Annotated in this window: 18 protein-coding genes; 14 read left to right on the plus strand and 4 right to left on the minus strand. The window is 73.0% G+C overall.

From position 1 onward, the window contains the following. Nucleotides 1–43: 43 nt before the first annotated feature. From RVR_RS02090 to RVR_RS02100, 3 genes are all read left to right on the plus strand, one after another. A complete protein-coding gene (locus RVR_RS02090) occupies nucleotides 44–1,054 on the plus strand; it encodes a heavy metal-binding domain-containing protein (RefSeq protein WP_202232146.1) in 1,011 nt (336 codons plus the stop codon). Nucleotides 1,055–1,210: 156 nt separating this feature from the next. Next, a complete protein-coding gene (locus tag RVR_RS02095) occupies nucleotides 1,211–2,041 on the plus strand; it encodes a heavy metal-binding domain-containing protein (RefSeq protein ID WP_202232147.1) in 831 nt (276 codons plus the stop codon). Nucleotides 2,042–2,102: 61 nt separating this feature from the next. Next, on the plus strand, nucleotides 2,103–2,552 hold the full coding sequence (locus tag RVR_RS02100) for a hypothetical protein (protein ID WP_202232148.1): 450 nt from the start codon (nucleotides 2,103–2,105) through the stop codon (nucleotides 2,550–2,552). A gap of 59 nt (nucleotides 2,553–2,611) precedes the next feature. Here the strand turns inward: RVR_RS02100 and RVR_RS02105 are convergent, their stop codons facing one another. Further along, complete coding sequence (locus RVR_RS02105; RefSeq protein ID WP_202232149.1) at nucleotides 2,612–4,060, minus strand: glycoside hydrolase family 43 protein; 1,449 nt, start codon at nucleotides 4,058–4,060, stop codon at nucleotides 2,612–2,614. Nucleotides 4,061–4,253: 193 nt separating this feature from the next. Here RVR_RS02105 and RVR_RS02110 point away from each other — a divergent pair, with 193 nt between their 5' ends. Further along, nucleotides 4,254–4,841, plus strand: a complete 588-nt coding sequence (locus RVR_RS02110) for a hypothetical protein (protein ID WP_202232150.1) — start codon at nucleotides 4,254–4,256, stop codon at nucleotides 4,839–4,841. A 52-nt stretch (nucleotides 4,842–4,893) separates the two neighbouring features. On the opposite strand, the gene RVR_RS02115 is transcribed toward RVR_RS02110, so the two are convergent. Continuing rightward, complete coding sequence (locus tag RVR_RS02115) at nucleotides 4,894–5,391, minus strand: hypothetical protein (RefSeq protein WP_202232151.1); 498 nt, start codon at nucleotides 5,389–5,391, stop codon at nucleotides 4,894–4,896. 426 nt (nucleotides 5,392–5,817) lie between these two features. Between RVR_RS02115 and RVR_RS02120 the strand changes: the two genes are divergently transcribed. The 3 genes from RVR_RS02120 (at nucleotide 5,818) to RVR_RS02130 (ending at nucleotide 9,197) form a co-directional block, all read left to right on the plus strand. Beyond that, the gene (locus tag RVR_RS02120) at nucleotides 5,818–6,753 is read left to right on the plus strand and encodes a LysR family transcriptional regulator (protein ID WP_202232152.1); all 936 of its coding nucleotides are present in this window, start codon (nucleotides 5,818–5,820) and stop codon (nucleotides 6,751–6,753) included. 99 nt (nucleotides 6,754–6,852) lie between these two features. Further along, nucleotides 6,853–7,431, plus strand: a complete 579-nt coding sequence (locus tag RVR_RS02125; protein ID WP_202232153.1) for a MarR family winged helix-turn-helix transcriptional regulator — start codon at nucleotides 6,853–6,855, stop codon at nucleotides 7,429–7,431. Then, complete coding sequence (locus tag RVR_RS02130; protein ID WP_202232154.1) at nucleotides 7,428–9,197, plus strand: MDR family MFS transporter; 1,770 nt, start codon at nucleotides 7,428–7,430, stop codon at nucleotides 9,195–9,197. The genes RVR_RS02125 and RVR_RS02130 overlap by 4 nt, the downstream gene beginning before the upstream one ends. 160 nt (nucleotides 9,198–9,357) lie before the next feature. Here the strand turns inward: RVR_RS02130 and RVR_RS02135 are convergent, their stop codons facing one another. Beyond that, nucleotides 9,358–11,289: a Xaa-Pro dipeptidyl-peptidase gene (locus tag RVR_RS02135; RefSeq protein WP_237405206.1), complete on the minus strand. Its 1,932-nt coding sequence runs from the start codon at nucleotides 11,287–11,289 to the stop codon at nucleotides 9,358–9,360. Nucleotides 11,290–11,639: 350 nt separating this feature from the next. On the opposite strand from RVR_RS02135, the gene RVR_RS02140 reads away from it, so the two are divergent. The 7 genes from RVR_RS02140 to RVR_RS02170 all read left to right on the plus strand — a co-directional run bounded on the left by RVR_RS02140 (nucleotide 11,640) and on the right by RVR_RS02170 (nucleotide 20,660). Next, nucleotides 11,640–12,605, plus strand: a complete 966-nt coding sequence (locus RVR_RS02140; RefSeq protein WP_202232155.1) for a hypothetical protein — start codon at nucleotides 11,640–11,642, stop codon at nucleotides 12,603–12,605. 187 nt (nucleotides 12,606–12,792) lie between these two features. Continuing rightward, complete coding sequence (locus RVR_RS02145; protein WP_430393092.1) at nucleotides 12,793–14,085, plus strand: ABC transporter substrate-binding protein; 1,293 nt, start codon at nucleotides 12,793–12,795, stop codon at nucleotides 14,083–14,085. Further along, nucleotides 14,082–14,984, plus strand: coding sequence for a carbohydrate ABC transporter permease (locus tag RVR_RS02150; RefSeq protein WP_202232157.1), 903 nt, complete (start codon nucleotides 14,082–14,084; stop codon nucleotides 14,982–14,984). Before RVR_RS02145 ends, RVR_RS02150 begins: the two co-directional genes overlap by 4 nt. 53 nt (nucleotides 14,985–15,037) lie before the next feature. Continuing rightward, on the plus strand, nucleotides 15,038–15,802 hold the full coding sequence (locus RVR_RS02155) for a carbohydrate ABC transporter permease (RefSeq protein WP_202238321.1): 765 nt from the start codon (nucleotides 15,038–15,040) through the stop codon (nucleotides 15,800–15,802). A gap of 45 nt (nucleotides 15,803–15,847) precedes the next feature. Beyond that, a complete protein-coding gene (yicI, locus tag RVR_RS02160; RefSeq protein WP_202232158.1) occupies nucleotides 15,848–18,124 on the plus strand; it encodes an alpha-xylosidase in 2,277 nt (758 codons plus the stop codon). Nucleotides 18,125–18,165: 41 nt separating this feature from the next. Next, nucleotides 18,166–19,173 carry a LacI family DNA-binding transcriptional regulator gene (locus tag RVR_RS02165; RefSeq protein ID WP_202232159.1) on the plus strand — a complete coding sequence of 336 codons (1,008 nt, stop codon included), beginning with the start codon at nucleotides 18,166–18,168 and terminating at the stop codon, nucleotides 19,171–19,173. Between the two features lie 221 nt (nucleotides 19,174–19,394). Then, nucleotides 19,395–20,660 (plus strand): MFS transporter, encoded by a 1,266-nt coding sequence (locus RVR_RS02170; protein ID WP_202232160.1) that lies wholly within the window; start codon nucleotides 19,395–19,397, stop codon nucleotides 20,658–20,660. Between the two features lie 78 nt (nucleotides 20,661–20,738). Here RVR_RS02170 and RVR_RS02175 read toward each other — a convergent pair whose 3' ends face one another. Beyond that, entirely contained in the window at nucleotides 20,739–21,536 is a 798-nt protein-coding gene (locus RVR_RS02175) for an FAD:protein FMN transferase (RefSeq protein WP_202238322.1), read from the minus strand. Between the last annotated feature and the right edge of the window lie 39 nt (nucleotides 21,537–21,575).

Raw genomic sequence — 21,575 nt, forward strand, 5'->3', positions numbered from 1 at the left:
CAGGGCAGAGCATCGCGGCTCGCCTACGGGAGACGGGGGACCCATGTCCGTGCCATGGAGCAGTGAGGGCCTACCGCCCGCCGCGGCGGGTCGGCTGTCCTCGGCCGGGGACAGCGGGACGTGGACGTCCGCGCTGTCCACCGGCGAGTTCGCCGCGATCCGCTCGGTCGGCTTCCGGCCGGTCGGGCAGGTGATGGGGTCGGCGGTCTTCCGCATCGGGCGCAGCGGCAGGTTCTGGGGCTACCACGACTGCCAGTTCGCCGCGGCGCGCTACCGCTACCGCAGCGCCGCGCGCTTCGACGCGCCGGTCGCGCTGTCGGGGAACGGCTCGCCGTCGCGCCCGCTCGTCGAGGTCTTCGACCGGGCCCGGCGGACCGCGCTGACCCGGATGACGGCGGAGTGCCGGGCGCTGGGGGGCGACGGCGTGGTGGCCGCCGCGCTGACCATGGCGCCGTTCACCGGGCGGGCGGACTGCCTGGAGTTCAAGGTGATCGGCACCGCGGTGCGCGCCGAGGGCGAGCGGCACGCCGAGCAGCCGTTCACCTCGCATCTGGACGGGCAGGGCTTCGCGAAGCTGCTGGCCGCCGGGTGGGTACCGGTCGAGTTGCTGGTCGGCATGTCGATCGGCATCCGCCACGACGACTACCGGACCACCGCGCAGACGTACTCCTGGTCCAATGTCGAGGTGCGCGGCTGGAGCGACCTGGTGCACGCGGTCCGCGCCGACGCGCGGCAGCAGTTGAGGGCACAGGGCGCCCGGCGCGGCGGGGACGGGATCGTGATGGCCGACAGCGAGCTGCGGGTGTGGTCGGAGACGTGCCTGCTGTCCGGCGACAACGAGCAGGAGGACCACATCGCGGAGGCGACGATGGTGGGCAGCAGCATCGCGCGGTTCCGGGTCCGCACGCCGCCGCCGCGCACGCTGTCGGTGATGCCGCTGGGCGACCGGGGGGCGAAGCTGCGCCGACGGCTGGCCACGGTGGCGATGAGTCCGTACGCGGACCGCGCGCAGTACCAGCGGCTGGTCGAGGAGATCAGCGAACTGGACGGTTAGGGCCTTTCGTCCGGCTCTCCACGACGTCCCGCGACGCACCGCCTCCCACCCGGCCGCACCGCCGCACCGCCGCACCGCCGCACCGCCGCACCGCCGCACCGCCGCACCGCCGGGACTTTCCACCGTACGACCGCACGTCTCACGAGGGGTACTGACATGACGAACCAGCAGCCGGGCGCCGAGGGCGTTCCCGCCGACGCGATGCGCAGGTTGTCGGAGCTGGCGCCCGGCCGCCCGGGGTCGATCTTCACCAGCGACCTGTCGGTGAACGAGTTCCTGCTGGTGCGCGAGGCGGGCTTCAAGCCCATCGGCCTGGTGCTCGGCAGTTCGATCTACCACGTCGGCATGCAGTTGGGCCGCTGGAGCAGGAACCAGGAGCTGGAAACCCTCAGCCAGGCGATGTACCACGCCCGGGAGCTGGCGATGACCCGGATGGAGGCCGAGGCGGCGGCGCTGGGCGCGGACGGCATCGTCGGCGTCCGGCTGACCGTCGAGGCGCGGGAGTTCGGCAAGGACGTCGCGGAGTTCATCGCGATCGGCACCGCGGTCAGCGGCGACACCGCTCCTCCCGGGGGCGGCACCTGGCGCAACAACAAGGGCCAGCCGTTCACCTCGGACCTGTCGGGGCAGGACTTCTGGACGCTGATCCGGGCCGGTTACGCGCCGCTGGGCATGGTGATGGGAAGCTGCGTCTACCACGTCGCGCACCAGAAGATGGGCTCGGTGATGTCGAACATGGGCCGCAACGTGGAGATCGAGCAGTTCACCCAGGCGCTGTACGACGCGAGGGAGCTGGCGATGGCGCGGATGCAGGCGGAGGCGGAGGCGCTGCACGCCGAAGGCGTGGTCGGGGTGCGGCTCGATGCGCACAACCACCGCTGGGGCGGCCACACCACGGAGTTCTTCTCGATCGGCACGGCGGTGCGGCCGCTGCGGCCGGACCACGAGATCGAGCGGCCCACCATGGTGCTCGGCCTCGACGGTTGAGCAGGCGGGCATCCGGCGGGCATCCGGCGGACCCTACGACATCTCGGAGGTGGGAAGGACGATGAGCGGGCAGGACGCGGTCCCGGCGCTGCCGGGCGACGAGGGCGGGCCGGGTTCCGGCGCGTCGATCGACATGCTGGCGGCCGCGCTGCGGCGTGACGCGGCGGACCTGGAGCTGTACGCGAAGGTGCTCACGGAGTCGCTGGCGGACGCGCTGCCGGCCGGTTCGGTGACCGCGGAGCGCAGGCGCGGCGTCGGCGACCGGCTGGCCGGCCGCGCGGGCCGGGTGGAGCGGCTCGACGTCGCCCTGGACGACCGGCGGCTGAGCCTCACGCTGGCGCACGGCCGCCCGCAGGGCGAGGTGGCCACGGTGGTGCGCGGCGTGGTCCTGTCCCGCACGCCGGTGCCGCTGGACACGTGGGTCGCCGAGTTGGCCGCGGCGCTGTCGGCGCGGGCCCGGTCCGACGCCCGGGCCCGCGCCGCCCTCGAACGGCTGGTCCTGGGCGGCTGACCGCGCGGTCGGCCGCCCGGGGGCGGGGCCGCCGGGTACGGGCGGCCCGGCCCCGCCGGTCAGTTGGAGTAGACCTCCGCGCGGTCGACCGAGACGTACGCGGCACTGGAGGCGGCGTCCTTGGTGCCGGTCACCCGGACGCGCAGCGTGTGCTTGCCGTACGCGAGTTCGGGGCTGACGTAGTTCACCTGCTCGCCCGTGCGGATCGCCCCGTAGTAGTCGGCGGTGGTCTCGGCGCCGCCGTCCACGGAGAAGGCGGCGATGCCGTTGCCGGTGTCGCGCACCGACAGCAGGGCGATGCGGGTGCCGGTGAACGTGTAGGTGGCGGTGGCGCCGGCGGTCGCGCTCCAGTGGTCGTCGCCCCAGAAGCACTGGACGCCGCAGCCGGTGCCGGAGTTCCAGCCGCCGGTGTAGGCGACGGAGCCCGAACCGCTGGTGGTGTTGGTGTCGTTGATCCAGTACGGGCCGCCGCCGGGGTCGCCGGAGGGCAGGTCCTGGGTGGCGCCGGCCGCGAGCGGCGAGCCGAAGTTCGGCGTGCCGTCGGCGTTCCAGTTGATCTTCTGGGCGCGGGTCGTGCGGCCGTCGTAGGTGTAGGAGGACGTGTTCTTGCCGTGGTAGACGATCCAGTCCTGGGTGCCGTCGGGGCTCTTGAAGAATCCGTTGGAGCCCGGGCCCCACACGCCCGTGGAGTCGTTGCGGGAGAAGACCGCCCCCGCGTGCTGGGTCCAGTTGCCCGGCGTCAGCGGATCGGCGCTCTGCGGGAGGGACTTCATCCAGAGCTGGTAGTCCGGCAGGCCCGTGTCGCACGTGGAGTACACCAGGTAGGTGGTGCCCGCGTGCTGGAGGATCGAGGGGGCCTCGCGGATGGTGGAGCAGCCGCCGTCGGAGGGCAGGTAGACCCGGTTGCCGGAGACCGTCCAGGGGTTGGACATCGGGGCGATGTAGATCAGGTTGTGGCCCTCGGCACCGGCGCCGGACCACAGGACGTAGAGGCTGTTGTCGCTCTGCCGCAGCAGCACCGGGTCGATGGCCCACTGGTCGGGGGCGTTCGGCGGTTGCAGCTCGGCCTTGAAGTGGTACGGGCCGAGCGGGTTCGTGCCCGTGGACTCGACGACGTAGAGGCGGTGGTTGTCGTCCACCCCGTTGTCGGCGGTGTAGTAGATGTACCAGTGCCCGTCGATCAGGTAGAAGGAGGGCGCCCAGACCTGCTGGTTGCGCGAGGCGTCGGTGTCCTTCCAGACGGTGGTGCGGGGCGCGGTGAGCAGTTCCCCGAGGGTCGGGGCGACCGCGATGCGCACCGCGTCGCCCTCGGTGGCGGCCAGGTAGTAGTTGCCCTGGTAGTAGGTCATGTAGGGGTCGGGGCTGGTGCCGAGCGGGTTGCGGAAGGTGCCGGTGGCGGCGTGCGCGCTCGACGGTTTCAGGCCCATGCAGCACAGCGCGGTGAGCAGCAGGACCAGGACGATGTTCCCGAGGGATCGGAGCGGCGGGCCGGACGCTTCGCGGGGCATGGGCGCCTCCTTGGATAGACGGTGGTGGGGGGTGGACACGTCTGATCGCGGTCGAGCCGAGCCGACTTTACAACGTTGCACACAGCGCGCGACAGCTCCTTGCACCCTCCTGCCGCCCCCTCCCCCGGCGCCGGCGCGGTTCCGGTGCGGCGGACGGGCTCCCCGCGCCGGCGCCGGCTCGTAGGCTTCGGGCGTGACCAGTCGCAGCCGCACAGCCGATCTGCTGGCGGGCCCCGTGGTGGTTCTCGCGGCGGCCGCAACCCTCTGCCGCACCCTGCTCGTCGAGGAGGCGCGGCCGGCGCCCTCCATGTACCCGCGGGTGCCCGCGCCGGAGGGCCTGCTCGACAGGGAGAAGGAGTACCTGGCCTGGTTGGACTCCTACGTCACCTGGCTGGTCCGCGTCGCCCGCTCGCACCAGAGGCGCTTCACGGCGCTGACCTGCGCGGCGGGGCTGTCCGCGCTGGCGATCCCCTTCGCCGTCGCCGTGCGGGCACCGGCCTGGGTCCCCGCCCTCCTCGGCCTGGCCACCGCTGCCTGCCAGTTCCTGCTGGTCACGTGGCAGGACCAGAAGCTGTACGTCCTGATCCACGAGCAGTCCGTCCGGCTCCAGAGGCTGCGGCGGGACTTCGGCTTCGACACGGAATCCGCCGGCGACGGCCGGAGCATGCGCAGGCGCTACACCGAGTTCCGCCGGGCCGTGGAGAGCGTCAAGGAGGAGAGCGGGGCCGCCGTCTTCCGGATCAAGGGCCAGGAGCCGCCGCAGCCGCCGTCCACCGGGTGACGGCGGCGGTTCCCGCGCGACGGCCGCCGACCGGTCGGCGCGCGGCGGACGTTCAGTCGTCCTCGGGCCGCGTCCGGGCGTCCACGCCCGGCGCGGTGTGCACCGCCGCCGTACGGCCGCAGGCACGGCAGCCGGGCTCCCCCGCCGCCCGGCCGGGTTCCGCCAGGCCGCTGCACACCGCGCACTGGAGCAGCGCGCAGGAGTCGCAACGGAACCCGCCGCCGGTCCGCACCAGCCCGAACAGGTCGTCGTGGGCGGGGTACACCGTCGCGGCGCCCTGTGTCCGGTCGTGGGACGGGACCTGGTAGGGCACCACGGTGTGCTCGCACCAGGCGCAACGGGTGCTCGACGGCGTCAGCGTGACGTTCGGGACGCGGGCACCCCACTCGATCGGGGCGCCGTCGGCCTCGTGGAAGAGGTGGAAGAGGTGGACCAGGTCGCGGCCGAAGGTGCCCTCGGGGGTCTCGACGACGGTGTACACCAACTCGTCCCTGACCGGTGTCCGGCGCAGGAACTCCATCGCCGCCGCCCGGTCCGGCCCGCTGTGCACGTGGCAGGTTCCCCGGGCGTTCCGCTCGGTCCGCAGGAAGCGCACGCCGTCCGCGACGGCCGCGCCCTTCTCCCGCCTGGTGAATCGCGTGCGCCGGCCCCCTGTACGTCTTCGGGTACGTCCTCGCGGCGGATGACACCGATGCTCCTCCGCGATCTGTCGGACCGTCAACTCCCGTCACCCGTACGGTTCAGCCACCCCGTTCGCGTGCCGCCCACCGCCGGCCGGGCAGGATTGAGGGAAGGCCGTAAGGGCTGTCCCGTGATCCCCGGCGGATCAGCGTGCGGCGTCAGATGCGGTGGATCGCACGGCGGAGGGTCGTCCTCATACCAGGCCGTATATGGATGGGCCCGACAACGAAGCGAGGGGCCGTAGCTGACGCCGCACGCCCGTCGGGGGCTACGGGGCAGCCCTTAGGGTGTCCGCATGGATCTCGACACCGTGCGGACCTTCGTCGCGGCCGCCGACGCCGGGCGGTTCCATGAGGCCGCCGCCGAACTGGCGGTCACCCAGCAGGCCGTGTCCAAGCGGATCGCCGCGTTGGAGCGCGACCTCGGGGTCCGGCTGTTCACCCGCACCGCCCGCGGCGCGGACCTCACCATCGACGGCCAGGCGTTCCTGCCGCACGCGCGCGAACTGCTGCGCGTCGCCGAGCGCGCCGCGGCCTCGGTGGGCGCCGGGCGCCGGCAGCTCCGGGTGGACGTCCTCACCTCGCGCGGCGCGGGGTCGGGACTGATGCGCGACTTCCACCGTACGCACCCGGAGGTCGAACTCGACGTGCTGATGCTCTTCGACATCGACACCGCCGTCGCCTCGATCCGGTCCGGCGCGATCGACGCGTCCTTCCGGGCCGTCACCGTGCCCGGCCGGCCCCTGCCGGAGGACGTCGTGTCGGCCCGGGTGCTCGACGAGCCGCTCGAACTGCTCACCGGACCCGGCCACGCGCTGGCCGGCGCACGGTCGGTGACCGTCGCCCGACTGGCCGGGCACCGGATCTGGATGCCCGGCATCGTCCCCGGCACCGAGTGGGCCGCCTACTACGACGCACTGCTCGCCGCGTACGACCTGTCCATCGAGGCCACCGGCCCCAACTTCGGCTCCGACGCGCTGCTCGACACCATCGCTGACACCCCCGCGCTGGCGACCTTCACGGGCGCCCGCACCCGCCTGGTCTGGCCCGCCGGGTACGGGCTGCGCCGCATCCCGGTGACCGACCCGACGCCGGTGTACCCGCACTCCCTGCTCTGGCACCGGGACAACCCGCATCCGGCGCTGGCCGCCCTGCGCGCCCACCTGGCCGCCGCGGCCCCGGCCCGCGGCGCGCCCGGCACCTGGACCCCGGCCTGGGCGGCGCCGCACTGACGCCCCCGCCCGTCCGGCCCCTCCGCCCGCGCCGGGCTTTACTTGCGTACGCCAAGCACTTTCGGTATACAAGTACCTGAGACGTGGAGGTGGGCACTCGTGGTGGACGAGAGCGGCACGGAGCCCGGCGCCGGGCACAGCGGCGCGGACTGCGGCATCGACGCGGCGGCACCCGGCCCCGGCGTGACGTCGGTCGCGGACGCCGTGGTCGAACTGCTGCGGACCGTACGGCGGTCCAAGGCGAGGCTGCTGGCCGCGGCGAGCGACGACGTCGACTCGGCGACCCAGATCCTGCTGCGGACCGCGGCGGCCGAGGGGCCGCTGCGGGCCAGCGCGCTGGCCGCCAGCGTCCAGTCGGACCTGTCGACGGTCAGCCGCCAGGTCGCCGCGCTGGTGGGCCGCGGGCTGCTGGAGCGCCGCGCCGACCCGGTGGACGGCAGGGCCAGCCTGCTGGTGGTGACCGACTCCGGCCAGGCCGTGATCGCCGAGCACGAGAAGGCCCGGACGGCCTTCTTCGCGGAGGTGGTCGGCGACTGGTCGCCCGAGGAGTGCGGCCGGTTCGCCCGGATGCTGGAACGGTTCACCGCCGCCTACGACACGACTCACGCACATTGGATGACCGAGGCGGCGCTGGTCCGAGCCCGTAGCGGTGAAACGAAGGAAGGCATGAGCGCATGAGCGCCACCTCGCCCGGCAGGACCGGCGCGCCGTCGGAGGGCGCGCTGTCCCACCGGCAGATACTCACGATCCTGTCCGGTCTCGTCCTCGGCATGTTCCTCGCCGCGCTGGACCAGACGATCGTGTCGACCGCGATCAAGACGATAGGCAACGACCTCGACGACCTGTCCGCGCAGGCATGGGTCACCACCGCGTTCCTCATCACCTCGACGATCGCCGCACCGCTGTTCGGCAAACTGTCCGACCTCTACGGCCGCAAGCGGCTGTTCATGTTCTCGATCGTGATCTTCGTGGTCGGGTCCGCGCTGTGCGGCCTGGCCCAGTCGATGTACGAACTGGCCGCGTTCCGCGCCTTCCAGGGCATCGGGGCCGGCGGCATCATGCCGCTCGCCCTGGCCGTGATCGGCGACATCATCCCGCCGCGCGAGCGCGCCCGCTACCAGGGCTACATGATGGCGGTCTTCGCCAGCGCCTCGGTCCTCGGCCCGGTCCTGGGCGGCCTGTTCTCCGGCACCGACAGCTTCCTCGGCACCGCCGGCTGGCGCTGGATCTTCTACATCAACGTGCCCGTGGCGGCGATCGCGCTGGTCGTCATCGCCAAGGTGCTGCACCTGGACCACGTCCGCCGTGAGCGGCGCATCGACTGGTGGGGGTCGGTGCTGCTGGCCGTCGGCCTGGTGCCGCTGCTGGTCGTCGCCGAGCAGGGCCAGAGCTGGGGCTGGGCCTCGGCCGGCGCGTTCGCCTGCTACCTGACCGGCGCCGCCGGCCTCGCGCTGTTCGTCTGGGTCGAGCACCGGATGGGCGACGACGCGCTGCTGCCGCTGCGGCTCTTCCGCAGCAGCACCTTCTCGGTCGCCTCGGCCCAGGTCGCGATCATCGGCATGGCCATGTTCGGCGGCATGTCGGTGATCCCGCTCTACCTCCAGATCGTCAAGGGCGCCTCGCCGACCAAGTCCGGGCTGCTCATGCTCCCGATGGTCGCGGGACTGATGCTCGCGTCCCTCGGCTCGGGCCGGCTCATCGCGCGGACCGGCCGCTACAAGGTCTTCCCGGTGGTCGGCTCGGTCCTGATGGTGCTCGGAATGAGCGTGATGACCACGATCGGCGCGGACACGCCCCTGTGGCGGACCGACATCTACATGGCGGTCTTCGGCATCGGCCTCGGCCTGAACATGCAGAGCCTGGTCCTGGCGATGCAGAACGCCGTACCGGCCAAGGACATGGGCGTGGCCTCCGCGTCCTCGACGTTCTTCCGCTCCATCGGCGGCACGCTCGGTACCGCGATCTTCCTGTCCGTGCTCTTCTCGCAGGCCGGCTCCAAGATCGGCCACGCGTACACGAAGGCGGCGGGCGACCCGGCCTTCGTCGCGGCCGGCAGGGCCCACCCGGACCAGATCGCGGCGCTCCACCAGCACCTGGGCGGCGGGCTGGACGACACGTCCTTCCTCAACAGCCTCGCCCGGCCGATCAGCCACCCGTTCTTCGCGGGCTTCTCCTCCGCCGGCGACGTCGTCTTCACGATCGTGGCCGTGCTGCTGCTGGCGGCGATCGTGCTGTCCGTCCGCCTCAAGGAGGTGCCGCTGCGCCTGGTCTCGGGCAACCAGGCGCGCAGCCAGGCGGAGGCCCCCGGCGCGGTCCCGGCCGAGGACGCCGGCGCGCCGGCCGGAACCGCCGCCGCGCCCGGCCCGGGGCTCTCCCCCGGCACCGCCACGGTTCCCGGCACCGCGCTCGCCGCCGAGGCTCCCCCGGCCGGCCCGGCGAACTGACCCGCCGCGCCGGGCGCCGGCCGGCCCCCGCCGCGTGACGCACCGCGGCCGGGCGACCGGGGCAGGCCGACCGCAGTCGGGCGACCGCGGCCGGGCGACCGGGGAACACCTGCGCGCCGCCACCCCGGGCGGGGTGGCGGCGCGCGTCCGTGCGGGGGTGTCAGCGCAGGCGTTCGGCCGGCGACGCCGGCAGGGCCGCGGTCGGGTCGTGCCCGCGGGAGGGCGCGGTGGCCGGAGCGGCGGGCGCCGCCGCGTGCTGGCCGGAGGCGCCGTGCAGCGCGTGGGCGAGCGCCGGCAGACCTCCGACGAGCGGCAGGTTCGCGCTGGAGCGGGACAGGTCGATGCTGATCGCCGGCTTCGTGCTGGGCGCCACGATGAGCCCGTTGTCCGTGCCGGCCACGATGAGTGCGAGCCGGTGCCCGGCCGGCACCACGTGGTCGCTGGAGGCGAGCTGGAGGGTGATGGTGTACGCCTTGCCCGGCGTGAGCGAGACGCCCTTCAGCGACGGGGCGTAGTGCCCGAGGTCGGCCCAGCCGCGGCTGAACACGGTCTGCTGGACGCTCTCGGTGTCGGCCGCGGTGTCGAGGTAGCAGGCGCTGTCGCCCGAGGTGCTGTCGCCCCAGCAGGACCGGGTGCCGAGGGTGGTGATGCCCTCGCCGCCCGCCTCGTAGTCGCGGATGGTCGCCGGGCCGAGGTCGACCAGGACCGCGGACAGGTGGGCGCTGGTGGTGGACGGGGTAGCGGTGAGCGTCACCGTGCCGCCGCCCGACAGCCTCAGGTCGCTGGAGAGCACGCCGGTGGTGAAGGACGCCTTGTCGGCCGTCGCCTGGGTCGCCTGTGCGGCCCAGTCGTCCTCGCTCCGCGCCGGGTTGTCGGTGAACTTCTCCGTCCCGGTGGCAGGCGGGGCGCCGGCGCTCAGGGTGCCGAGGCCGTTCGCGGCGCCCGGCTTCAGGGCGACCTGGGTCGCGGTGGTGCCCGGCGCGGGCCAGACCGCGTCGGTCGTCCAGTGGTCGGGGGTGCGCTCGATGTCGGCCATCGGCTGGCTCTGCACGCCGTTGTCGACGTTCATCAGGTAGTGGTCGAACCACTGGTGGAGGGTGTCGACCCAGGCGGAGCGGCGGTAGTCGAACGGGTCCACGTGGCCGGTCTGCGACAGCCAGATCTTGCGCTGCACGCCGTTCGCGGCGAGCGCGTCCCACCACTGGCCGAAGTTCTTGGTGCGGACGTTGAGGTCCTGCATGCCCTGCGCGACGAAGACGCTCGCCTTCACCTTGGACGCGTTGGCGTAGTAGTCGCGGTCCTGCCAGGCGGTGGTCCAGTCGCCGTTGCGCGGCGCCCCGGTGCGCAGGGCCTGCTGTTCGGCGGAGCAGCGGGACTGCGCGCCGGAGCTCTCCACCGCGGAGGCGAGGGCGTCGGGCCCGCCGTCGTAGAGCGCCGCGCCCTGCGCGAAGTAGTAGTCGTACCAGGAGCTGATCCCGCTGATGTCCACGATGGTCTTCAGGCCGTCGACCCCGGTGGCGGCCACGCCGTTGGCGACGGTGGCGTCCCAGCTCTTGCCGATCATGCCGACCGAGCCGTTGGACCAGCCCGCCTGCGCCGTGGTGCCGCCGGTGCGCGTGGTGTACGCGGTGGCTCTGCCGTTCAGCCAGTCGATGACGGACTTGGCCGAGGTGATGTCGGACGCGCCGCCGACGTCGACGCAGCCGTCCGAGCGGTCGGTGCCGGCCAGGTCCACCAGCACCACCGCGTAGCCGCGCGGCACGAAGTAGTTGTCGTAGAAAAGCGGGAACCCGACCGGGTTGCCGCTCGTGTCGTACGTCTTGACCTGGCTCTCGTTTCCGCGGCCGCAGCAGGAGTAGTACGGGCTGGCGTCCATGATCACCGGCACCTTCTGGCCCGCGGCGGCGGGCTCGGAGGGCCTGATGATGTCGGCCGCCACGCGGTCCGTCTTCCCGTCGTGGTCGCCGTCGAGGCCGGTGTCGACCCACACCGACTGCCGGATGGCGCCGGCGTACGAGTCGACCGGCTGGCTGCCGGTGTCCAACGGGCCCGGGCGGGCGTGGGCGGCGCCCGGGGCGAGGAGGACGAACATCAGGGCGGCGAGGACCGCCGCCACGACGGACATCGAGTGGGTGCGGGACCTCCGCGTGAGTGACAGCACCCCGGGACGCTACCCTCTGACACCGCCATGACAACAGGTCGCCTTCACGCCAATGGGGACGGTTCCCGGCCAACGGGCGGGTGGGGGCGGCACGAGGCGGGCGCACGCCGCGCTCCACACAGGTGCGCGCGGACCCGCGTGCACCTGGACCGCGTCGAGCGGTCCCGCGAGCGCTTCGACCGGACCCGCGCGGACCGGGGCGGTGTCGTACCCCGCCGGTAGTCTCGCGGGCCCGGGCCGCCGTACCGTGGCGCCGCCCACCCCACCCCAGGGAGCACCAGGTGCAGTTCCTCACCCGCCTCGTCGACGGACATGTCTGCGCGTACCGGCGGGACGGCGACGACGAGGGGCCGCTGCGGCCCGTGGCGCGCTGGCGGCCGTGCGCCGGCGACGAGGTGGTCGGGCACGCCGCGGACCCCTCCCTCGGGCGCGCCTACTACACCACCCTCCACGCGGTCGTCTGCGTGGCGGCCGACGGCGGGCAGGTCTGGCGGTCGGACTTCGCGCCCCGTTCGGACGAGCGGTACGGGCACCGGCCCGGCTGCGCGCTCTCGGCGGACGGCCGCGCGCTGTGGGTCTACCGGCCGGACGCGATGGCCGGACGCGGCCGGCCCGACCAGTGGACCGTGCTGGACACCGGGACCGGCGCCGCGCTCGCGTCCGCCGACCTGGGGACCGTCGGGCACAGCGGACTCCAGTTCCTCCACCCGGCCAGCGGCGAGGTCCTGCTCGACGTGGGTGAAGGGCAGGACGGCGCGGCCGTGCACCGCGCCTCGCTCGCCGACGGCCGGATCGACCTGGTCCGCTACCCCTGGGACGACCGCTGCCTGCTCGGACTCGCGCCGGACGGACGCCACTTCATGACGGTCGACCACGCCCAGGCCGACATCGCCCTGCACACCTACCCGGACGGCGAGGTGGAGTTCACGCTGCCGGTCGCCGCCTTCGGGCACGACCCGGAGGCGGCCCGCGTCGAGTGGAGCGGCGGCTACCTGGACGCCGACACCGTGATCGTCACCCTCGTCGGCGAATCGGATGGGTACGGCGGGTCGGATGGGTCCGGCGACGAAGGCGACGAAGGCGCGGAGGAGTGGACCCGCCGCTACCTCGTCGACACCCGCACCGGCCGGGTCCGCGGGGCCTTCGACGCCCGCACCGAGGAGCTCTACGACGTCCGTCCGCTCGGCGACGGTAGCTGGCTCACCACGGCGCCCTCCGGCCACCCCGTACGCCGTTCCGCCCGGTAGCCCCGGTCCGCCCCACAGGCCCTGGCGGAGGGACCGTCGCATGGGGGCGCCCGACCGCGGTGTGTCCATGCCATTGACGTACGCCCGGCACCCCCCTACGGTTCACCGTCGAATCGCTTCGACGCGTCGCGTCGAAGCGATTCGACGGAGCGTTCGCTCCTCCTTCCGACCCCGTGGAGGTCCTTCGATGCCGAAGGCGCGCAACCGAATCGGAATGACCGCGATGGCCCTGGCCGGCGCCCTGCTCCTCGCTTCGTGCGGGAGTTCGGGCGGTTCGACGGGCGACGGCAAGACCCTCAAGCTCTGGCACTACGAAGCACCCGACAGTGCGATGGGCATCGCCTGGAACCAGGCGATCGCCGAGTTCAAGAAGGAACACCCGGGCGTCAAGGTGGAGTTCGAGGCCAAGGGCTTCGAGCAGATCCAGAAGACCGCCTCGATGGTCCTCAACTCCGACGACGCACCGGACGTCATGGAGTACAACAAGGGCAACTCCACCGCCGGCCTGCTCGCCAAGCAGGGGCTGCTCACCGACCTGACCCCCGAAGTGACCAAGTACGGCTGGGACAAGGAGCTCAGCCCCAACGTGGCCATCACCAGCCGCTACGACGCGCAGGGCGTGATGGGCTCCGGCGACTGGTACGGCGTGCCCGACTTCGGCGAGTACACGATGGTCTACTACAACAAGGACCTCTTCGCGAAGAACGGCGTCCAGGTCCCCACCACACCGGAGCAGTTCACCGCGGCGCTGGCCGCCTTCAAGGCCAAGGGCATCACCCCGCTCGCCGACGCGGGCGCGGAGTACCCGGCGCAGCAGTACTTCTACCAGCTCGCCCTGTCGAAGGCCGACCGCGCCTGGGTCGACGCCTTCCAGCTCTACAAGGGCAAGGTGGACTTCCACGACGCGGCCTGGACCTACGCGGCGAACACCTTCGCCGACTGGGTCGCCAAGGGCTACATCGCCAAGACCTCCAGCAGCGCGAAGGCGGAGGACGCCGGCGTCTCGTTCATCAACGGCAAGTACCCGATCTTCTTCTCGGGAAGCTGGTGGTACGGGCGCTTCAAGAGCGAGAACAAGTTCGCCTGGGGCTCGTTCCTGTGGCCCGGCTCGAAGCTGACCCCGGGGTCCGGCGGCAACCTGTGGGTCGTCCCGAAGAAGGCGAAGAACAAGCAACTCGCCTACGACTTCATCGACCTCACCATGCAGAAAGCGGTGCAGAACACGCTCGGCAACAACGGCGGCATCCCGGTGGCGGCCTCTCCCACGGCCGTCACCGACCCCGCCTCGAAGACCCTCATCGCGAACTTCGACAAGGTCTCCGCCGCCGACGGCCTCGCCTTCTACCCCGACTGGCCGGTCCCCGGGTTCTACGACGTGATGGTCTCCGCCGTCCAGAAGCTCATCACCGGCACCGCGAAACCGGACCAGGTGCTGGACGAGTTGCAGAAGGCGTACGACGCGGGCGTGCCGACGTCATGACGGCACGACGCCACCGCCCGGTGAACACCTACCCGCTCTACCTGGTGCCCGGGGCCATCGCCCTGCTCGCGGTCATCGTCTGCCCGTTCGCGCTGAACGTCTGGTACAGCCTGACCCGTTGGCAGGGTGTGGGCTCGCCGCACTGGGCGGGCCTGGCCAACTACCGCCAGTTGGTGCGGGACACGCAGTTCTGGCAGTCCTTCCAGCACAGCCTGGCCATGGTGGTGGCGATGGCGGTGGTCCCGACCGTGATCGGACTGGTGGTGGCCGCCGCCCTGTTCGACTTCGTCGCCAAGCACTTCGGGTCGAAGCCGGCCGCAGTGCTGCGGGCCTGCTTCTACCTGCCCCAGGTGCTGCCGATCACGGTGGCCGGCATCGTGTGGAGCTGGATCCTGGCGCCGGAGGACGGCTCGCTCAACTCGCTGCTGAAGGCGGTGGGTCTGGGCGGGCTGCGCCAGGACTGGCTGGGCGACCCGAACATCGCGCTCTACAGCGTGATGGCCGTCATGGTCTGGGTCCAACTGGGCTTCCCCGTGGTCATCTTCATGTCGGGGCTGCAACGCGTGGACCCGGCCCTGCACGAGGCCGCCGAGCTGGACGGGGCGTCCTGGTGGCAGCGCTTCTGGCACGTGACGCTGCCCCAACTGCGCCCGGAGATCCACGTGGTGCTGCTGTGGTGCACCATCGCGGCGCTCAAGGTCTTCGGCGCGGTGTACGTCCTGACCAAGGGCGGGCCGGCCGACGCCACCGAGGTGCCCTCGTACTTCTCGTTCTCGACCTTCTTCGAGAAGACCCAGGTCGGCTACGGATCGGCGATCGCGACCGTCATGACGCTGCTGATCCTCGCGCTGACCGTGGTGGGCCTGGGCTTCCAGACCCGTGCGGAGGACGCCCGGTGAGCGCGGCGAGGCGCTACCCCGCGCTGGCCGCGATCGTCCTGGGCGCCGTCCTGATGGTGCTTCCGCTGCTGGTGGTGCTCGACAACGCGCTGAAGTCGCCGGCCGACTACGCCGCCCACGGCCCGCTGTCGCTGCCGCACGGCATCCACCTGGAGAACCTGCGGAGCTTCTGGACCCGGGTGGACTTCGGCCGGATGCTCGTCAACTCCACCCTGATCTCCGGGTCGGTGGCCCTGGCGGGCGTGCTGCTGTCGGTCCTCAACGCCTACGCCATCGGCATCGGCCGGCTCCGGGGCCGTACCTGGATCCTGGCGTTCTTCGTGCTGGCGAACGTCCTGCCGCAGGAGTCGCTGGTCTACCCGCTGTACTACCTGTCCAAGCAACTCGGCCTCTACGACACCCGGTTGAGCCTGATCATCGTCTTCAGCGTGATCCAGTCGGCGTTCGGCACCTACCTGCTGTCGTCGGTGCTCGGCGCCTTCCCCCGGGAGATCGTCGAGGCGGCCAGGATCGACGGCGCCACCAGTTGGCAGGTGCTGTGGCGGATCGTGGTGCCGGTCAGCCGCTCCACGCTCGGCGTCCTGATGGTGCTCTTCTTCATCTGGACCTGGAACGAGTTCCTGCTGCCGCTGGTGATGCTCCCGTCGAACGACCACCAGACGGTCTCGGTCGCCCTCGGGGTGCTCCAGGGCCAGCGGCTGATGGACGCCACCATGACGAACGCGGCCGGCCTGCTGGGCACCCTGCCCGCCGTCGTGTTCTTCCTGGTCTTCCAGCGGACGCTGACCCGCGGCATCGCCGTGGGCTCGGTCAAGTAGCCACCGCCGGGTACCGGCGGCCCGACCAGAAGGGTCCCCCAGACGATGAAGTTCACCGACGGATACTGGCTGCTGCGCGAGGGGGTCACGGCGGCCCATCCGGCGCAGGTGCTCGACGCCACCGCCGGCGAGGGCACGCTGACCGTCCACGCGCCCACCCAGCCCGTCCGGCACCGCGGCGACCTGCTCAAGGGCCCGCTCGTCACCGTCGACTGCACCGCGCCGATGCCGGACGTGATCGGCGTGCGCGTCACCCACTTCGACGGCGGGCGGGCCGCGGGCCCGCGCTTCGCCCTGCGCACCGCCGCCCACGCACCGCAGGCGGCGGTCACCGGCGACGAGGCGACCCTCGTCTCCGGCGGGCTGAGCGTGCACTTCGCGCGCGGCGACGGCTGGGCGATGGACTTCCGCGCCGGCGGCCGCACCCTGACCGGCAGCGGCCCGAAGTCCATGGGCTTCATGCAGCCCGCCGACGGCCGCCACTACGTCCGCGAGCAGCTCCGGCTGGAGGTGGGCACCAGCGTCTACGGCCTCGGCGAGCGCTTCGGGCCGCTGGTCAGGAACGGCCAGAGCGTCGACATCTGGAACGCCGACGGCGGCACCAGCAGCGAGCAGTCCTACAAGAACATCCCGTTCTACCTCACCGACGCCGGCTACGGCGTCTTCGTGGACGACCCGGGCCGGGTCTCCTTCGAGGTCGCCTCCGAGCAGGTCTCCCGGGTCGGCTTCAGCATCGAGGGCCAGCACCTGCGGTACTACGTCATCTACGGGCCCACGCCCAAGGAGATCCTGCGCAAGTACACCGCGCTCACCGGCCGCCCGGCGCTCCCGCCGGCCTGGTCCTTCGGCCTGTGGCTGAGCACCTCCTTCACCACCTCCTACGACGAGCAGACCGTCACCGGCTTCGTGGACGGCATGGCCGCGCGCGAACTGCCCCTGTCCGTCTTCCACTTCGACTGCTTCTGGATGCGCGAGTTCAACTGGTGCGACTTCGCCTGGGACCCGAGGGTCTTCCCCGACCCGGAGGGGATGCTGCGCCGGCTGAAGGAGCGGGGGCTGAGGATCTCGCTGTGGATCAACCCCTACATCGCCCAGCGGTCACCGCTGTTCGCCGAGGGCAAGGCGGCCGGCTACCTGCTGCTGCGGCCCGACGGCGACGTGTGGCAGTGGGACCTGTGGCAACCCGGCATGGCACTGGTGGACTTCACCAACCCCGGTGCCCGCGCCTGGTACGCCGACAAGCTGCGGACGCTGCTGGCGATGGGCGTCGACTGCTTCAAGACGGACTTCGGCGAGCGGGTCCCCACCGACGTCGCGTACTTCGACGGCTCCGACCCCGAACGCATGCACAACTACTACGCGTTGCTCTACAACCGGACCGTCTTCGAGGTGCTGGCCGAGCAGCGCGGTCCGGCGGAGGCGGTGGTCTTCGCCCGCTCGGCCTCCGTCGGCAGCCAGCAGTTCCCGGTGCACTGGGGCGGCGACTGCGAGTCGACCTGGGTGTCCATGGCCGAGTCGCTGCGCGGCGGGCTGTCCCTCGGCCTGTCCGGGTTCGGCTTCTGGAGCCACGACATCGGCGGCTTCGAGGGGCGCCCGGACCCCGGACTGTTCAAGCGCTGGATCGCCTTCGGGATGCTCTCCTCGCACAGCCGGCTGCACGGCTCGTCGTCCTACCGCGCGCCCTGGCTGTTCGACGAGGAGGCGGTGGAGGTGCTGCGCGTCTTCACCCGGCTCAAGCACCGCCTGATGCCCTACCTGTACCAGGCCGCGTACGAGGCGCACACCGACGGCCTGCCGGTGATGCGCGCGATGGTGCTGGAGTTCCCCGACGACCCCGGATGCAGCCACCTGGAACGGCAGTACATGCTCGGCGGCGACCTGCTGGTGGCCCCGGTGCTCTCCCCCGCCGGGGAGGTGGCGTACTACGTGCCCGAGGGCACCTGGACGCACTTCGGCACCGGACAGGAGGTCACCGGCCCGCGCTGGGTGCGCGAGACGCACGGCTACACGAGCGTCCCGCTGCTGGTGCGGCCGGGCGCGGTGGTCCCGCTGGCGGCGGCCGACGACCGTCCGGACGACGACTGGGCCGACGGCGTGACGCTGCGGGTCTTCCGGCCGGCCGACGGCGCGCGCGCCACGGTGCGCGTCCCGCGCCCGGACGGCGGTCCCGCGCTCGTGGCGACCGTCGTCCGCGAAGGGGAGGTGCTGCGGGCGCAGCTCGCGGACGCGTCCCTGCCGTGGGGCGTGGAGGTCGCGGGCGGGCCCGCGGCCCGGGCCGCGGCCGGAACCGGTAGCCTCACCATCCGTCTGTCCGGCAGTTGAGGGAGATCCGCACGGGTGGGGCCGCCGGACGAGGGAGCGCCATGGTCAAGATCACCGACGTCGCCGCGCACGCGGGCGTCTCGCCGAGCACCGTCAGCTACGCGCTCAGCGGCAAGCGGCCGATCTCCCAGGAGACGCGGCTGCGGATCGAGCGCAGCATCCGTGAACTGGGCTACCGGCCGCACGCCGGCGCCCGGTCGCTGGCCAGCAGCAGGGCCCGGGTGCTGGCGCTGGTGCTGCCGCTGCGCCGGGGCATGCACGTGCCGGTGGTCATGCAGTTCGCGACCTCGGTGGTCACCGCCGCGCGGGACCACGACCACGACGTGCTCCTGCTCACCGGGAGCGAGGGCGAGGAGGGCCTGATCCGGGTCTCGCACAGCGCGATGGCGGACACGTTCGTCATCATGGACGTCGAGGTGGACGACCGCCGGCTGCCGCTGCTGCGGACCCTGGACCAGCCGTCGGTGCTGATCGGCTACCCGGCCGATCCGACCGGGCTGACCTGCGTCGACCTGGACTTCCGGCAGGCGGCGCAGGCGTGCGTGGACCATCTGGCCGCGCTCGGCCACCGCAGGGTCGCGCTGGTCGGCTCGCACCCGGAGGTCTACGTCCGCGGGACCGGTTTCGCGCGGCGGGTGGCCGCGGGCTTCACCGCGGCCGCCGACCGGCACGGGTTGGCGTCCTCCGTCCACCCCTGCGCCGACACCCCGGTCGCGGCGCGGGCGCTGGCCGAGCGGCTGGTGCGCGAGCAGCCGGGCCTGACCGCGGTCGTGGTCCACAACGAGCCCATCGTGCAGCCACTGGTGGAGGCGCTGACCGCGCTGGGGCTGCGGGTGCCGCAGGACGTCTCGGTCGCCGCGATCTGTCCCGACGAGATCGCGGAACCGGCCGCCACCCCGATCACGTCGGTGTCCCTCCCCACCGCGCTGGTCGGCGCCCGCGCGGTGGAGCTGCTGATGTCCAAACTCCAGGGCGCGGCCGTCCCCGAGACGACCATGCTCCCGGTCCACCTCACCGTCCGCGCCACCACCGCCCCGCCGCCCGCGTAGGCCGGCCCGCGCCGGGCGCGGGTGCGGGCCGCCCGGGCCGGGCGCACGGGTCGGCCGCCCGGGCCGGGCACACGGATCGGGGTGCCCGGATCGGCCCCCCGGCCGACCACAACAAGCCGCCGACCAGGGCCGATCCGCCGCCCGCTGCTGCTACGGTGGATCGGCTGGCGAGCTGGAAGAGCAGCGGCCGCCTGACCACGATTCCCACGGAGCCGCCACCCATGCCGTCCACACCCGCCCCCGGCGCACTCCCGCCGGCCCGGATACGCGGTGCCGTCCGCGGCACGTACATCGCCTTCGCCGGCTGCGGTCTCGCCTTCTCCAGCTGGGCCTCGCGCCTGCCGCAGGTCCGCGACCACCTGCACCTGTCGCCGGCGCGGCTCGGCCTGGTGCTGCTGGCCATCGCCGCCGGCTCGCTGATCGCGCTGCCCCTGGCCGGACCGCTGATCCACCGTGCCGGCACCAGGAACACCGTCGCCTGCATGTCGCTGCTGCTGTGCGTGGGCCTGTCGACCGTGGCGGTCGGCTACCCGCACGGCACGCTCCCGGTCGTGGTCGGGCTGTTCCTGCTGGGCCTGGGCACCGGCGCGTGGGACGTGGCGATGAACGTCCACGGGGCGCTGGTCGAGAAGCACCTCGGCCGGTCGATCATGTCCCGGTTCCACGCCGGCTACAGCCTGGGCACCGTCGCGGGCGCGCTGATCGGCGCGGGCATGGTCGCCCTGCACGTCCCGGTCACCGTGCACCTGGTCCTAGCCGCGGCCGTGATCGCGCTGGCCGTGCCCTGGGGGACCCGCTCCTTCCTGCGGGACGACGCCCCCCTCGACGACGGCCCCGACGAGCCGGCGCCCGCGCCGCGCGGCCCGCTCGCGGCGTGGCGCGAGCCGCGCACGCTGCTGATCGGCGTCTTCGTGCTCGCCTTCGCCTTCGCCGAGGGCACGGGCAACGACTGGATCGGGATCGCCACGATCGACGGCTACGGCACGTCGGCGCTGGTGGGCACCCTCTCCTTTGCGACGTTCCTGGCCACGATGACGCTCGGCCGGTGGTTCGGGCCCATGCTGCTCGACCGGCACGGCCGGGTGCCGGTGCTGCGGGTCCTGGCCGCCTTCGGCATCGCGGGGGCGCTGCTGTTCGTCTTCGCCCCCGCCACGCCGCTGGCCTTCCTCGGCACGGTGCTGTGGGGCCTGGGGGTCTCGCTGGGCTTCCCGGTCGGCATGAGCGCCGGGGCCGACGAGCCGAGGTACGCCGCCGGGCGGGTCAGCGTCATCGCGTCGATCGGCTACTGCGCGTTCCTGGCCGGGCCGCCCTCGATCGGCCTGCTCGCCGACCACCTGACGACGCTGCGCGCCCTGACCTCCGTGGCCGTCCTGCTCGGCGTCGCGGCACTGATCACCTCGGCCGTCACCCCGCCGCGGGGGGTCGTCGCCTCCTCGACGGTGCCCCGCCAGGAGCCCGCCGACCACGACAGCCGTACGGCTTCGTAGCGCCGGCGTCCGCCGACCCCGAGACGACAGCCCGGGCCCCCGCCCGCCCCTTCCCGAACCCGAACCCGACGGCAACGGCTACCGGCCGGGGCCGGGGTGCGCTGCCGGCGGCCGGGGGCGGCTCCGGTCGCCGTGCGGCCGGCCGGCGGCGTGGCCTCCGGCCACGGCCGGCGGCTCCTCGCCGAGGCCGCCGGTCCGCCAGGTGGCGCCGTCGGCGGTCACCGCGAAGGACCGCGTTCCGGGCAGCGAGCGCAGCCAGTCCCGGGCCGATCCGCCCCTCGCGTAGCCGGCGGTGGCGCAGATGTCCGCTTCCGTCAGCCCGCGGCAGACGACGGTCAGGGAGGCGAGCGCGTCGGCCGGGGGGCGCCCGGTGTGCGGGTCCACGATGTGGCAGCCGCGCTCCGCGGGTCCGGAGGTGGCGACGGCGAGTTCGCCGTCGGCGTGCACCACGGTCGCCAGCCGGCCCGGGCGCAGCGGATCGCCGACGCCGATCCGCCAGGGGCCGCCGTGCACCTGCACGTCGCCCCCGCCGTTGACGCACACCGCCTCGGCGCCCGCCGAGGCGAGCATCGCGGCCACGCGTTCCACCGCCCACCCCTTGACCAGTCCGGTCGGGTCGAAGCCGCCGCGGTAGCCGGCGCTGAACCAGCCGCCGGTGCGGCGTTCCGCGGCCTCGCACAGCCGCATCACCTCCCACACCTCGGGCGAGCACGCCGACAGCGCGAGGGTGCCGGCCGCCAGGCGGCTGATCTGGCTGCCGGGCCGGTAGGTCGAGAACGTCCCGTCCACGTGGCGCAGCCAGGCCACCGCGGCCTCCAGCGCGGCCGCCGGGCGGGGGCCGCCGCCGCGCACGTCGAAGGAGAAGACCGTGCCCATGGTGTGCTCGACCCGGCGGAGCCGGGCGCCGTCCTGGTC

This window comes from Streptomyces sp. SN-593, from assembly GCF_016756395.1.
Lineage (GTDB): Bacteria > Actinomycetota > Actinomycetes > Streptomycetales > Streptomycetaceae > Actinacidiphila > Actinacidiphila reveromycinica.